The organism is Inhella sp., from assembly GCF_027532025.1.
Classification (GTDB): Bacteria; Pseudomonadota; Gammaproteobacteria; order Burkholderiales; family Burkholderiaceae_C; genus Inhella.
Map to the genome: position 1 here is coordinate 16,748 of NZ_JAPZSY010000006.1, position 12,107 is coordinate 28,854.

Sequence of the window (12,107 nt, forward strand, 5' to 3'; positions counted from 1 at the left end):
ATCAGCCGGGGGCGGATTGACTCAGGCGGTAGCCCGAGCCGCGCACGGTCTCGATCAATTCGGCGCAGCCTGCGGGGGCCAGCGCGTCGCGCAGCCGCTTGATGTGCACGTCCACCGTCCGCTCCTCGATGAAGACGTGATCGCCCCAGACCTTGTCCAGCAGTTGCGCCCGGGTGTGCACGCGCTCGGGGTGGCTCATCATGTAGCGCAGCAGGCGGAACTCGGTGGGTCCGAGGTGCAACTCGGTCTCGAGGTGGTAGACGCGGCGGGCCGCTGGGTCCAGCCGCAGCGAGCCGATGTGCAGCGGGGCCTCGAGGGCCTCTGGCGCGCGCCGACGCAGCAAGGCACGCACGCGGGCCATCAGTTCACCCGGCGAGAACGGCTTGGTCAGGTAGTCGTCGGCGCCTGCGTCCAGGCCTCGGATCTTGTCGCTCTCCTGCACGCGGGCGGTGAGCATGATGACCGGCAGGCTCTTGGTGCGCGGGTCTTGGCGCCAGCGCTGCAGCAAGGTGGTGCCGGGGTCGCCCGGCAGCATCCAGTCGAGGATGACCAGGTCGGGCAGTTGTTCGGTCACGGCGGCCAAAGCCTCCGCGGCGCTGGCGGCCATGCGGGGCTGGTGCCCCTCATGGCGAAGGTGCAGGGCAATGAGCTCCGCAATCGCCAGCTCGTCTTCCACGACGAGGACGCGTCCCATGGTGTTTGCTCGCGGTTGGTCGGCCGCTCAGCGCGGCCGATTCAGGGTCAGGCGACGGCCGATTCCAGGCCTTCGGGCGGGGTGTGGCGCACGTCGGCGCCCTTGACGATGTAGATCACCTGCTCGGCCAGGTTCTTGGCGTGGTCGCCCACACGCTCCAAGGCCTTGGCGACGAAGACCAGGTCAATGGAGGCGCTGATGGTGCGGGGGTCCTCCATCATGTAGGTGACCAGCTTGCGCATCAGCCCGTCGAACTCGGCATCGATCTCGTTGTCCGACTTGATGACCTGCAGCGCGAGGTTGGCGTCCAGGCGGGCGAAGGAGTCCAGGGCCTTGCGCAGGCTGGAGTTGGCCAAGGTGGCCTCGGCGCTCATCTGGGTGGTCGGGAAGAGGCGGCCGTGCGTGCCACCGTGAATGAGCCGGTGGGTGATGCGGGCGATGCGCGCGGCCTCGTCGCCCACGCGCTCGAGGTTGCCGATGGTTTTGGACACGCCGATGAGCAGGCGCAAGTCGCGCGCCGTCGGTTGGCGCCGCGCGATGATCCCCGAGAGGTCGCGGTCGATTTCCATCTCGATCTGGTTGACGCGCTCTTCGGTCTTGATGACCTGGGTGGCTTGGGCTTCATCGAAGTTGGCCAGCGCCTCGACGGCGGCGGCCACCTGTTGTTCCACCAGGCCGCCCATTTCGAGCACGCGGGTGGAGATGGAGCTGAGTTCGGCGTCGAACTGGGTGGAAAGGTGCTTGTCGCTCATGTCGTGCTCCTGATCAACCGAACCGGCCGGTGATGTAGTCCTCGGTTTCCTTGCGCTTGGGCTTCATGAAGATGTCGTTGGTTTCACCGTACTCCATCAACTCGCCCAGGTACATGTAGGCGGTGTAGTCGCTCACGCGGGCGGCCTGCTGCATGTTGTGGGTCACGATGAGGATGGTGACCTTGTGCTTGATCTCGCCGATCAACTCTTCGATGGAGCCGGTGGCGATCGGGTCCAGCGCCGAGGTGGGCTCGTCGAACAGGATGATTTCCGGGTCGGTGGCCAGACCGCGGGCGATGCACAGGCGTTGCTGCTGCCCCCCCGACAGGTTGACCGCCAACTCGTCCAAGCGATCCTTCACCTCGTTCCACAGCGCGGCGCCCTTGAGGGCTGCTTCCACCTTGTCTTCGAGCACGGTGCGGTTGCGCTCGCCCCGCACCTTCAGGCCGTAGGCCACGTTCTCGAAGATGCTCTTCGGGAAGGGGTTGGGCTTTTGGAAGACCATGCTGATGCGCATGCGCACTTCGATGGGGTCGACGTCCTTGTGCAGGATGTCGACCTCGTCCGGGTGCAGGCGGATGCTGCCGTCGTAGCGGTGCCCCGGGTAGAGGTCGTGCATGCGGTTGAAGCAGCGCAGCAGCGTGCTCTTGCCGCAGCCGCTGGGGCCGATGAGGGCCGTCACCTTGTTCTCATACACGGGCAGGTTCACGCCCTTCAGGGCCTTGAAGTCGCCGTAATAAAAGTCCAGGTTCTCGGCGTGGGCCTTGAGCGGGGGCGGGTTCGTCGGCAGGGTGATGGTGGAGGGCATTCGGTCAGTCCTCGATGAATTTCAGGGGCGGTGGGCGGGGCGCAAGCGGCCGATCACCATTTGATGTTCTTGCGCAAGCGGTAGCGCAGCCAGATGGCGATGGCGTTCATGGACAGGGTCATGAGCACCAGCACGAAGGCGGCGGCGGCGGCGTTTTCATGGAAGCGCGGGTCGGGCCGGCTGGTCCAGTTGAAGATCTGGATGGGCATCACGGAGAAGGGCGACCACAGCCAATCGAACAAGCCCGCGGTTTGGCCGGTCTCGATGCTGAGTTGACCCGGCGCCGGCGGCAAGAAGGCGATGAAGGTCAGCGCCCCGATGGTGATGATGGGCGCCGTTTCGCCGATGGCGCGGCTCATGCCGATGATCACGCCGGTCAAGATGCCGGGGGTGGCGTACTTGAGCAGGTGGTCGTTCACCACTTGCCACTGCGACGCCCCGCAGCCGTAAGCCGCTTCGCGGATTTGCTGCGGGATGGAGCGCAGCGCTTCCCGCGTGGCCGTGATGACGATGGGCAAGATGAGCAGGCCCAGGGTCAGGCCGGCGGTGAGGATCGACTGGCCCAGACCGAAGGTGTAGACGAACAGGCCCAAGGCCAACAGGCCGTAAATGATGGACGGCACGCCGGCGAGGTTGGTGATGTTGATCTCGATCACCCCCGTGAACCAGTTCTTGCGGGCGTACTCTTCCAAGTAGATCGCGCCCGCGATGCCCATGGGGACGGCGCACAAGGCCGTGACGGTCATCACCAGCACCGAGCCCACCCAACTGGACAAGATGCCGGCCTCGGCCGGCCGGCGAGAGGGGAAGTTGGTGAAGAACTCGGGGGTGAGGCGGGGAATGCCCGTTACCGCCATGTCGATGAACAGGGCAGCCAGGGTCAGGATGGCGACCGACAACGCCATCAGCCCCAGCAGGGCGAACAGGATGTCAAAGCGCCGTGCCTTTTTGATCAGCGCACGAAGCTGCGCGGTCTTGTCGATGGTCATCAGTAGGCCTCGCGGAACTTGTTGCGCAGGTAGTAGCCGGCCAAGTTGAAGGTCAGGGTCAGCAGCATCAGCGACAGGCCGGCTGCAAAGATGGTTTGGTAGCCGATGGAGCCATGGGGCAAATCCCCCAGCGCCACTTGCACGATGAAGCTGGTGATGGTGGCAGCCGACTCCATGGGGTTGAGGGTCAGGTTGGGCTGCATGCCGGCGGCCACGGCCAAGATCATGGTTTCGCCCACGGCGCGGCTGATGCCCAGGATGTAGGCCGCGGCGATGCCGGACAGCGCCGACGGGACCACCACCTTCACCGCGGTTTGAAACCGGGTGCTGCCCATGGCGTAGGCGCCTTCGCGCAAGCTCATGGGCACGGCTCGCATGGCGTCTTCGCTCAGGCTGGCCACGTAGGGAATGATCATGACGCCCATGACCAAACCCGCCGACAAGATGTTGAAGCCCGGCAGCTCCGGGAAGATCTTTTGCAACAGCGGCGTGACGACCAGCAGCGCGAAGAAGCCGTAAATAATGGTGGGCACGCCCGACAGCAACTCCAGCATCGGCTTGAGGGTTTCGCGGGTCTTGTGGCCGGCGAACTCGCTCAGGTAGATGGCGATGATGGTGCCCAGCGGGATGGCCACGCACAGGGCCACGAAGGAGCTGGACAGCGTACCGGCCATCAGCACCATGATGCCGAAATGGGCGTCGTCGAACAGCGGTGTCCACTGCGTGTCGGTCAGAAAGTCCCAGATGGGGACGTTCGAGAAGAAGCTGATCGATTCGCGCACCAGGATGTACACGATGCCCAGCGTCGTGAACACCGACACGCTGGCGGCGGCGAGCAGCACCATTTCGATGACGCGTTCACGGCGTTGGCGCGCGCGCTTGAGGGCGGCGAATTCGGCGAGCTTGGCGGCACCAGCGGCGGAGGCGCCGGTCTCGGCAGGGGCGATGGCCATGGAGGGGTCTCGGACGGAGGCAACAGGGGGTCTGTTGCGGATGGTGAAACGGGCCCGGTGGTGCCGGACCCGTTGTCACTGTACTTTCATCAACGGACGCTCACCAGGGCGCGCGCCCGTGGGGTCATCACAGTTGGGCTTCGCGGGCCAGCAGTTCGTCGATGGTCAAACCGACCTCGTTCTTGCCGCCAAACACGGTGCCCTTCTTGCCCTTGGCCACGTGCTCCAGCGCCAGGGTGTAGGCCTTGGCCGGCAGGGGCACGTACTTCACTTCCTTGGCGATCTTGGCCGCGTTCTTCATCAGGTAGTCCACGAACTCCTTGACTTCCGGCTTGGCCAGGGACTTGGCGTTGACGTAGACGAACACCGGGCGGCTCAGCGGCTCGTAGGTGCCGGCCAGCACGGAGGCCTCGCTCGGAGCGACGGCTTGGCCCTTGGGGTTGACGATGGGTACCGCCTTCAGCTTGCTGGTGTTCTCGGCGTAGTAGGCGTAGCCGAAGTAGCCGATGGCGTTGATGTCGGAGCTGACGCCTTGCACCAGCACGTTGTCGTCTTCCGACGCGGTGAAGTCGCCGCGGCTGGCTTTGCTCTTGCCGTTGATGGCTTCGGTGAAGTAGTCGAAGGTGCCGCTGTCAGCGCCAGCGCCAAACAGCTTGATCGGTGCGTCTGGGAAGGTCGGGTTCACTTGGTTCCAGCGCGTGACTTTCCCTTGCGAATCGGGGCCGTAGATGGTCTTCAGCTCGGCCACGGTCAGTTGCTTGATGAAGGGGTTCTTCGGGTTGATGACGACGGTCAGCGCGTCAAAGGCGACGGGCAACTCGTAGTACTCGACGCCGGCGGCCTTGCAGTCGTCCATTTCCTTCTTGGAAATGGGGCGCGAGGCGTTGCTGATGTCGGTTTCGCCACGGCAGAACTTCTTGAAGCCGCCGCCGGTGCCCGAGATGCCGACGGTGACCTTCATGGCGCCTTTCTTGGCCTTCTGGAAGTCTTCCGCCACGCCCTCGATGATGGGGAACACGGTCGAAGAGCCGTCGATCTTCACGACCTGGGCGTGGGCGCCGAAGGCGGCGGTCAGGCCGATCAGGGCCAGGGCTTGGGCAATTTTGCGCATCTCAGGAACTCCTGTGAGGGGGGATTTGGCGGTACTCGCCGGGGTTGTTGTGCACTCTAGGGGCGCTTCATGACGACTTTGTGACGTCACCCATGACGGCCTCAGAGCGAAGGGAATGGGGCCGGGGATCGGGTGGAGGGCAGGTCCAACTGGTAGCCCAGGCCGCGTTGGGCGCGCACCAAGTCCGGCAGCCCGATGGCGGCCAAGACTTTGCGCAGGCGCCGCACCACTTGGTCCACGGTGCGGGGCTGGGGTTGGGCGTGAGGCGGCCACACGCGTTCTTGCAGCTCTTGCCGGGTGATGAGGCGACCGGGTTGGCGTGCCAGGCAGACCAGCAGGCGCAGCTCTACCGGCGGCACTTCGGCTTGGATCAGCCGGCCGGCGGGCAGGTCGCGCCCGACGAGCCCGCGGGCTTCGTCCACGCGCAAGGGCCCCACTTTCAGGAGGGGCAACGGGTCGGCCAACTCGGGCACCCAATGGGCCAGGGCGTTTCGCAGGGCTTGCGCATCGCCTTGCCAGGGCAAGGGGCGGCAGTGGGCGGCGAGCGGCGCTTGGGTCAGGCGGGCGAGGTCGTCGGGCGGTGCCACGACGAGGTCGGGTTGCAGCACGCCCAGCCAGCGCTCTGCTTGCGAGGGGTCGTCGGTGCGCGCCACCACCACGCCGTGCGATTTGGCCGCGCTGACGACCGGCTCCAGCACCGGGTGGGGCGGGCAGGCGATCAAGACGGTGGGCAGGGTGGGCACGGTGCGACGCGAGAGTGACGAGCCCGGCATGGTGCGCTCGGGCTGTGACACGGGCGTGACGATCCTCACGCCAAGCGCAACGCGGGGGGCAGTTCGGGTGCGAGTTCGGCCATGGCGGCGCGGTGGTGGCCTTCCACCTCGGCCACGATGCGGTCCCAGCCCAGGGTCAGGGCCACGGCATGGGCCTCGCGGCCCAGGGCGCGCAAGGCGGTGGGCAGTCGACCCAGATCCACCACGGCGCGGCAAAAGGTGGCGGCATCGCCCATGGGCGCCAAGGCGCCGGCTCGGTGATCCCTCAGGAGCACGGCTGCTGCCGCGTAGTGGTAGGCCACCACCGGCAGGCCGCAGGCCATGGCCTCGGGCACCACGTTGCCGAAGGTTTCGGTCAGGCTGGGGAAGACGAACAAATCGGCGCTGGCGTAGTGCGCGGCCAAGTCGTCGCCATGTCGAGTGCCGGCGAACAGGGCGTCGGGGCAGCGGGCCTGGAGGCGTTCGCGCTCCGGGCCATCGCCCACGAACACCAGCTTGGCCCGGGGCTCGACCAGGCGCAGGGCCTCGAAGGCATCCACGGCGGTGCCCAGGTTCTTCTCAGCGGCCAAACGGCCCACGCAGATGAGCACCGGAGCACCGTCTTCGGCGCCCCAATGGCGGCGCAGCGCGGTGCTGCGGCGCTCGGGGCGGAAGCGTTGCGTGTCCACGCCACGGGCACTGGCGAACACGCGCTGGAAGCCCTGGCCCAGCAGCTGGTCGCGCAAGTCGGGGGCCGGAGCCAGGGTGCGCTGGCATTGGTTGTGGAACTTGCGCAGGTAGGCCAGGATGGGGTGACGCAGCCAACCCACGCCGTAGTGCTGGCTGTAGGCATGGAAATTGGTGCGGAACTCGCTGACCACGGGCAAGCGCAAATGGCGAGCGGCTTGCAGCGCCGACCAACCCAGCGGGCCTTCGGTGGCCAGGTGAACGACGTCGGGCCGCTCGAAGCTCCAGCGCCGCACCAGGGCGCGCTTGGCCGGCAACCCCATCTTCAGTTCCGGGTAGCGCGGGATGGGCAAACCCCGCATCAGCATCTCGGCAAAACCTTCTTGCACGCGGGCGACGTCGTCGCGGCCCTGGCGGGGGCGGATGAGCTGCAGCTCGTGTCCGTGCTCCCGCAGGCCCTCCACCACGCGGGCGATGGTTCCAGCCACGCCGTTGACCTCGGGCGGGTAGGTCTCGGTGACGACGGCGATGCGCAGCCAGCGGCGGGCGCTGTTTTCGATGGCGATGTCGTTGCTGTTCATGCGGCCATCGTGGCCCGGAGATGCGACGGCTTGATGACGCTCCCTTCACCGCATTGGCATCGAACCGTCATCGCCGATTCACGCGTGCACGGGAGCATCACGGCTCCGTCATCAACCTGGAGCCCCCAGTGACTGCATTCATGGAAGCGCTGCGCACGCAGCGCTGGGACGACCACCGCTACTACCACCACAGCCGCATCAACCAGAGCCTGCACCTGTTGAGCGCGCTGAGCTTCTTGGTCGCCTACGGCCTCGTGTTCGTGGACCCGGCTTGGGCCGCCTTGTTGGCCTGGGGGGTGTCGATGACCTCGCGGCAAGCGGGTCACTTCTTCTTCGAGCCGCGAGGCTACGACCACGTCAACCAGGCCACGCACGAGCACAAGGAGGCCATCAAGGTGGGCTACAACCTGCGCCGCAAGGTGGTTCTGATGGCCGCTTGGGCGGCGTTGCCCGTGTGGCTGTGGTTGGATCCGACTTGGGCCGGCCTGATTCAGCCGGCCGCGAACCTCACGGAGTACGCGCACGACGTGGGCATGGCTTGGTTCGCGTTGGGCGTGGTCGGGCTGAGTTTCCGCACCCTTCACCTGTTCGTGCTGGCCGATGTGCAGACCGGCATCGTGTGGGCCACCAAGATCCTGACCGACCCCTTCCACGACGTCATGCTGTACTGGCGTGCGCCGCTGCACCTGCTGCGCGGCGAGCTCATCGACCCGATGCCGCACGCCCAAACCCCTGCCCACTGAGGGGTTCGCGTGCAGCACGCGCAGGCCCGCCCCGGCGGGCCTTTTTGTGGGCGCTCAGCGCCGGCGCCAGGCGGCCCAGGTTTCCTGGATCAGCCGGCGCCGCAGCGCCGGGGCGGCGGGCGCTTCGTCCCACCATCCGTCGGCTTGCATTTGCGCGCAGGCGGCCGCAAAGCGGTGGCACAGGGTGTCGAAATCGGTTGCGCTGAAGTCCAGCGTGAACACCATGCGGCCCGTACCCACCCACGACAGCGCCACGCCTTGCTCGCGCAAGTAGAACTGCAGCAGCCAGTGGTAGCGCCCTGGCTGCGTGTAGGCCACGCTCCACACCGAACTCCAATGCGACACGCGCACCGGCCAGCCGCCGTCTTGCAGGATCCGGTTCAGGCGCGCGGCACGGGCGTCCCAGCGCGACTCCTGGCCGGCGTACAGGGCCTGGACCTCGGGGGTGTCGAGCTGCTCGAGAAACACTTGGATGCCCATGACCACGTGCGGGTGCGCGTTGAAGGTGCCGCGGGCGAAGCAAAGGTCGGCCGGTCGGTCGTCTCGGTAGCGCTTCATCCAGCGCGCCTGCCCGCACAGCACCCCCAGCGGGAAGCCGCCGCCCAGGGTCTTGCCGTAGGTCACCAAGTCTGCCTGCACGCCAAAGCGCTCTTGCGCGCCGCCCGGGGCCAGCCGGAAGCCCATAAAGACTTCGTCGAAGATGAGGGCGATGCCGCGCTCGCTGCACACCGCGCGCAGCTGCTCGAGCCATGCGCGGTAGGCTTCGGCGTCGACGGCGGGCAGCGTGCGTGCGCCCATCAAGCCGCTGTCGCCCGGAGCGGCCTTGTTGGGGTGCAGCACCTGCAAGGGGTTGACCAGCACGCAGGCGATGTCGCGCCGGGTGCGCAGCACGCGCAGGCTGCGCTCGTCCAGGTCGCGCAGGGTGTAGGTGTCTTGAGCGGGCATGGGGTTGCCCGGGCCGGGCTGCACATCGCCCCACCAGCCGTGGTAGGCCCCGCAAAAGCGCACCAGCTTGCGGCGCCCTGTGTGGTAGCGGGCCAGGCGCACGGCCTGCATCACCGCTTCGGTGCCCGACATGTGAAAGCTGACCTCGTCCTGGCCCGAGAGGCGACGCAGGCGCTGCACCACGTCCAGCATGGCTTCGGGGTAGGTGCCCAGGCCCACGCCATAGGGCAAGGCGCGGCGCTGGGCTTCGGCCATGCTGCGCTGGTAGAAGGCGTGGCCCAGCACGTTGACGCCGTAACTGCCGGTCAGGTCCAGCAGGCGCTCGCCGTCCAGGTCGACCACCCAGGCGCCATCCACCCGTTGCACGAAGGCGCCGACGCCGAGCAGGCCCCGCAGGGTGGCGCTGAAAGGGAAGGGCACGCGGTAGGCGCCCGTCAGCTGCAAGTCGCTCAAGCCCTCGCGCGCCTCGCGGGTGGCCGCCAGGCTGCGCGCATGGCGGGTATTCAGCTTGTGGGCCAGGCGCTGCAAGCCTTCGCGCCGGCGGCTTTGCAGCGCCAGGCTGGCGCCGTCGGCGCCATAAAAAGCGTCGCCCTCGAGCCGGTAGCCCGGCAGCCAGCGCGCCAGGCGCAGGGCCATCTTGCTGTGGCCGGTCAGGCTGGGGTGCTTGGCCACCGACAGCTGCAAGCGTCTCACGGCTTTGGGCAGCAGGGCCAGCCCGGTGCCGGCCGCGGCCAGCGTCATCCATTCCGTCATCGTCGTTCCTTGGAGGTCGAGTGCATCGATGTCCGAGGGTGTAGTTCCTTGTCTTGACAACGTCATGAACCCTGTCACCTCACCGACTTCCGCCTCCCCCACGCCCCGCCGCCGCTGGCGCGACCGCTTGTTGCTGAACGAGGACTTGAACTTCCTGCTCACCAACCGCGTGCCCCGCATCGCCTTGACGCGCTTCATGGGCTGGTTCAGCAAGGTCCGCTCGCCCGCGTTGACGCGGCTGAGCCTGTGGGTGTGGCGCCAGTTCACCGACTTGGACCTGAGCGACGCCAAGCAGCAGCGCTTCGACAGCCTGCACGCCTGCTTCACCCGCGAGTTGGTGCCCGGCGCGCGGCCCATTGCTGCCGACCCGGCCGTGCTGGTCAGCCCGAGCGACGCCATCGTGGGTGCGCTCGGTCGGGTCGAGGCCGGCACCGTGTTGCAGGCCAAGGGCATGCCTTACCCCCTGGCCGAGTTGTTGGGCAGTGCCGACGACGCCGCCGAGTTCGAGGGCGGCCACTACCTGACCCTGCGGCTGACCTCGGCCATGTACCACCGCTTCCATGCGCCCGACGACGCCACCGTGACCGATGTGCGTTACCTCAGCGGCGACACCTGGAACGTCAACCCCATTGCCCTGAAGCGCGTGGAGCGCCTGTTCTGCCGCAACGAGCGCGCCGTGCTGCGCCTGCGCTTGCATGACGACCGTCCCCTGCTGATCGTGCCGGTGGCGGCCATTTTGGTGGCCAGCATGCGACTGCACTGCCTCGACGTGCTGCTGCACTTGCGCTGGCGCGGGCCGCGGGACACGCGTTGCCACGCGCCAGTGCGGCGCGGCCAAGAGTTGGGCTGGTTCGAGCACGGCTCCACCCTGGTGCTCTTGGTACCGCCCGACCTGCAGCCCTTGGTGACCCCCGGGGAGCGCTTGCGCATGGGGCAGCCCCTGTTGCGACGCTCGGTTGTCATGCCGGTGTCGTGAGCCCTGGGCAGCATGGGCAGTCATGCAACGCGACGCCCTGCCCGAACTCGCGGCCCTCTTGCCGCCGCCCGGAAACGACCCCGACGAGGGCGGCGAGCCCGGCGGCTTGCGACTGCGCACCGTGTGGATCAGCGACCTGCACCTGGGCACCCCGGGTTGCCAGGCGCAAGCGCTGCTGCACTTTCTGCGCCATGTCGATTGCGACACCCTGTACCTCGTGGGCGACATCGTCGACGGCTGGCAGTTGCGCCGGCACTGGTTTTGGCCCCAGGCGCACAACGACGTCGTCCAAAAACTGCTGCGCAAGGTGCGCAAGGGCACGCGTGTTGTCTTCGTGCCGGGCAACCACGACGAGTTCGCCCGCAAGTACCTGGGCCACAGCTTTGGCGGCATCGAGGTGCTGGGCGAGGTCATCCACACCTTGGCCGATGGTCGGCGGTTGTGGGTCACCCATGGCGACCATTTCGACGGCGTGATCCAAATCGCCAAGTGGCTGGCCCACCTGGGCGATTGGGCCTACACCCGTGCGCTGGAGGCCAACCATGCCCTCAACTCCCTGCGCGCCCGCTTGGGACTGCCCTACTGGAGCCTGTCGCGCTACCTCAAGCTCAAGGTCAAGCGGGCGGTGGCTTACGTGGACGACTTCGAGCGCGCCGTGGCGCGCGAAGCCCGCGCCCGTGGACTGGATGGGGTGGTGTGCGGGCACATCCACCATGCCGAATTGCGCGACATCGACGGCATCCTGTACGCCAACGACGGCGACTGGGTGGAAAGCCTGACCGCCCTGGCCGAGCACGCCGACGGAAGGCTGGAGGTCATCGACTGGACCGAGCGCTGGGCGCAAGCCGTGCGCCCCAAGTTGCCCTTGGCCCTGCCGGCCCCCACCGCCTGAAGCGCCCAAAAGAAACCCGCCTCATGGGCGGGATTCGGGGCGGGATTCGGGGCGGGGTTCAGGGCGGGGTTCAGGGCGGGGTGGGTGAGCGGGACGCCCGGTGTGGGCTCAGTGGGTGCCCTGGGCCGGGTCGAGTGGCTGGATGTTTTGGGCCAGCACGCCTTTGGGGCCTTCGATCAACTCGAAGCTGACCTTGCTGCCTTGGCGAAGGGTGCGGAAGCCTTCCATGTTGATGGCACTGAAGTGCGCGAAGACGTCAGAACCGCCGGATTCCGGTTCGATGAACCCGAAGCCTTTGGCGTCGTTGAACCACTTGACCGTACCGAGCGGCATGACTGCATCCTTGGGAAGTGCTCAAAAATGAGGCGCTGGATTGTTGGTCTCGGTGGCCGCTGGCGTCAATTCAGGGCCTGCCCGGATGGGGCAGACCCCAGGTCCCGGCGCTGGCAGGGCCGCATGCTGCGGCGCGCG

The 12,107-nt window shown here is 67.2% G+C and carries 13 protein-coding genes; 3 read left to right on the top strand and 10 right to left on the bottom strand.

The features are described 5' to 3' along the window. Position 1: 1 nt before the first annotated feature. The 8 genes from phoB to O9335_RS01680 all read right to left on the bottom strand — a co-directional run bounded on the left by phoB (position 2) and on the right by O9335_RS01680 (position 7,327). The gene (phoB, locus tag O9335_RS01645; protein ID WP_298382578.1) at positions 2-694 is read right to left on the bottom strand and encodes a phosphate regulon transcriptional regulator PhoB; all 693 of its coding nucleotides are present in this window, start codon (positions 692-694) and stop codon (positions 2-4) included. 47 nt (positions 695-741) lie between these two features. Beyond that, complete coding sequence (phoU, locus tag O9335_RS01650) at positions 742-1,446, bottom strand: phosphate signaling complex protein PhoU (protein ID WP_298382581.1); 705 nt, start codon at positions 1,444-1,446, stop codon at positions 742-744. Positions 1,447-1,459: 13 nt separating this feature from the next. Continuing rightward, positions 1,460-2,254 carry a phosphate ABC transporter ATP-binding protein PstB gene (pstB, locus tag O9335_RS01655; protein WP_298382584.1) on the bottom strand — a complete coding sequence of 265 codons (795 nt, stop codon included), beginning with the start codon at positions 2,252-2,254 and terminating at the stop codon, positions 1,460-1,462. Positions 2,255-2,307: 53 nt separating this feature from the next. Then, positions 2,308-3,243 (bottom strand): phosphate ABC transporter permease PstA, encoded by a 936-nt coding sequence (pstA, locus tag O9335_RS01660; RefSeq protein WP_298382587.1) that lies wholly within the window; start codon positions 3,241-3,243, stop codon positions 2,308-2,310. Then, on the bottom strand, positions 3,243-4,196 hold the full coding sequence (pstC, locus tag O9335_RS01665) for a phosphate ABC transporter permease subunit PstC (protein ID WP_298382590.1): 954 nt from the start codon (positions 4,194-4,196) through the stop codon (positions 3,243-3,245). The genes pstA and pstC overlap by 1 nt, the downstream gene beginning before the upstream one ends. 127 nt (positions 4,197-4,323) lie before the next feature. After that, a complete protein-coding gene (locus tag O9335_RS01670) occupies positions 4,324-5,307 on the bottom strand; it encodes a PstS family phosphate ABC transporter substrate-binding protein (RefSeq protein WP_298382593.1) in 984 nt (327 codons plus the stop codon). A gap of 101 nt (positions 5,308-5,408) precedes the next feature. Continuing rightward, positions 5,409-6,080: a winged helix-turn-helix domain-containing protein gene (locus O9335_RS01675; protein ID WP_298382596.1), complete on the bottom strand. Its 672-nt coding sequence runs from the start codon at positions 6,078-6,080 to the stop codon at positions 5,409-5,411. Positions 6,081-6,115: 35 nt separating this feature from the next. Next, positions 6,116-7,327: a glycosyltransferase family 1 protein gene (locus tag O9335_RS01680; protein ID WP_298382599.1), complete on the bottom strand. Its 1,212-nt coding sequence runs from the start codon at positions 7,325-7,327 to the stop codon at positions 6,116-6,118. Positions 7,328-7,455: 128 nt separating this feature from the next. Here O9335_RS01680 and O9335_RS01685 point away from each other — a divergent pair, with 128 nt between their 5' ends. Beyond that, positions 7,456-8,070 carry a hypothetical protein gene (locus O9335_RS01685; RefSeq protein WP_298382604.1) on the top strand — a complete coding sequence of 205 codons (615 nt, stop codon included), beginning with the start codon at positions 7,456-7,458 and terminating at the stop codon, positions 8,068-8,070. Positions 8,071-8,124: 54 nt separating this feature from the next. Here O9335_RS01685 and O9335_RS01690 read toward each other — a convergent pair whose 3' ends face one another. Beyond that, the gene (locus O9335_RS01690) at positions 8,125-9,768 is read right to left on the bottom strand and encodes an aminotransferase class III-fold pyridoxal phosphate-dependent enzyme (protein WP_298382608.1); all 1,644 of its coding nucleotides are present in this window, start codon (positions 9,766-9,768) and stop codon (positions 8,125-8,127) included. A 64-nt stretch (positions 9,769-9,832) separates the two neighbouring features. Here O9335_RS01690 and asd point away from each other — a divergent pair, with 64 nt between their 5' ends. Both asd and O9335_RS01700 read left to right on the top strand, forming a co-directional pair. Beyond that, a complete protein-coding gene (asd, locus tag O9335_RS01695) occupies positions 9,833-10,744 on the top strand; it encodes an archaetidylserine decarboxylase (RefSeq protein WP_298382610.1) in 912 nt (303 codons plus the stop codon). Positions 10,745-10,766: 22 nt separating this feature from the next. Next, positions 10,767-11,636 (top strand): UDP-2,3-diacylglucosamine diphosphatase, encoded by an 870-nt coding sequence (locus tag O9335_RS01700; RefSeq protein WP_298382613.1) that lies wholly within the window; start codon positions 10,767-10,769, stop codon positions 11,634-11,636. Positions 11,637-11,744: 108 nt separating this feature from the next. On the opposite strand, the gene O9335_RS01705 is transcribed toward O9335_RS01700, so the two are convergent. Continuing rightward, on the bottom strand, positions 11,745-11,969 hold the full coding sequence (locus O9335_RS01705; RefSeq protein ID WP_298382616.1) for a cold-shock protein: 225 nt from the start codon (positions 11,967-11,969) through the stop codon (positions 11,745-11,747). Positions 11,970-12,107 lie beyond the last annotated feature (138 nt).

Excerpts from the sequence above, each read along its gene's own strand:
- phoB (WP_298382578.1), bottom strand. The coding sequence starts at position 694 with ATGGGACGCGTCCTCGTCGTGGAAGACGAGCTGGCGATTGCGGAGCTC.
- phoU (WP_298382581.1), bottom strand. The coding sequence starts at position 1,446 with ATGAGCGACAAGCACCTTTCCACCCAGTTCGACGCCGAACTCAGCTCC.
- pstB (WP_298382584.1), bottom strand. The coding sequence starts at position 2,254 with ATGCCCTCCACCATCACCCTGCCGACGAACCCGCCCCCGCTCAAGGCC.
- pstA (WP_298382587.1), bottom strand. The coding sequence starts at position 3,243 with ATGACCATCGACAAGACCGCGCAGCTTCGTGCGCTGATCAAAAAGGCA.
- pstC (WP_298382590.1), bottom strand. The coding sequence starts at position 4,196 with ATGGCCATCGCCCCTGCCGAGACCGGCGCCTCCGCCGCTGGTGCCGCC.
- O9335_RS01670 (WP_298382593.1), bottom strand. The coding sequence starts at position 5,307 with ATGCGCAAAATTGCCCAAGCCCTGGCCCTGATCGGCCTGACCGCCGCC.
- O9335_RS01675 (WP_298382596.1), bottom strand. The coding sequence starts at position 6,080 with ATGCCGGGCTCGTCACTCTCGCGTCGCACCGTGCCCACCCTGCCCACC.
- O9335_RS01680 (WP_298382599.1), bottom strand. The coding sequence starts at position 7,327 with ATGAACAGCAACGACATCGCCATCGAAAACAGCGCCCGCCGCTGGCTG.
- O9335_RS01690 (WP_298382608.1), bottom strand. The coding sequence starts at position 9,768 with ATGACGGAATGGATGACGCTGGCCGCGGCCGGCACCGGGCTGGCCCTG.
- asd (WP_298382610.1), top strand. The coding sequence starts at position 9,833 with ATGAACCCTGTCACCTCACCGACTTCCGCCTCCCCCACGCCCCGCCGC.
- O9335_RS01700 (WP_298382613.1), top strand. The coding sequence starts at position 10,767 with ATGCAACGCGACGCCCTGCCCGAACTCGCGGCCCTCTTGCCGCCGCCC.
- O9335_RS01705 (WP_298382616.1), bottom strand. The coding sequence starts at position 11,969 with ATGCCGCTCGGTACGGTCAAGTGGTTCAACGACGCCAAAGGCTTCGGG.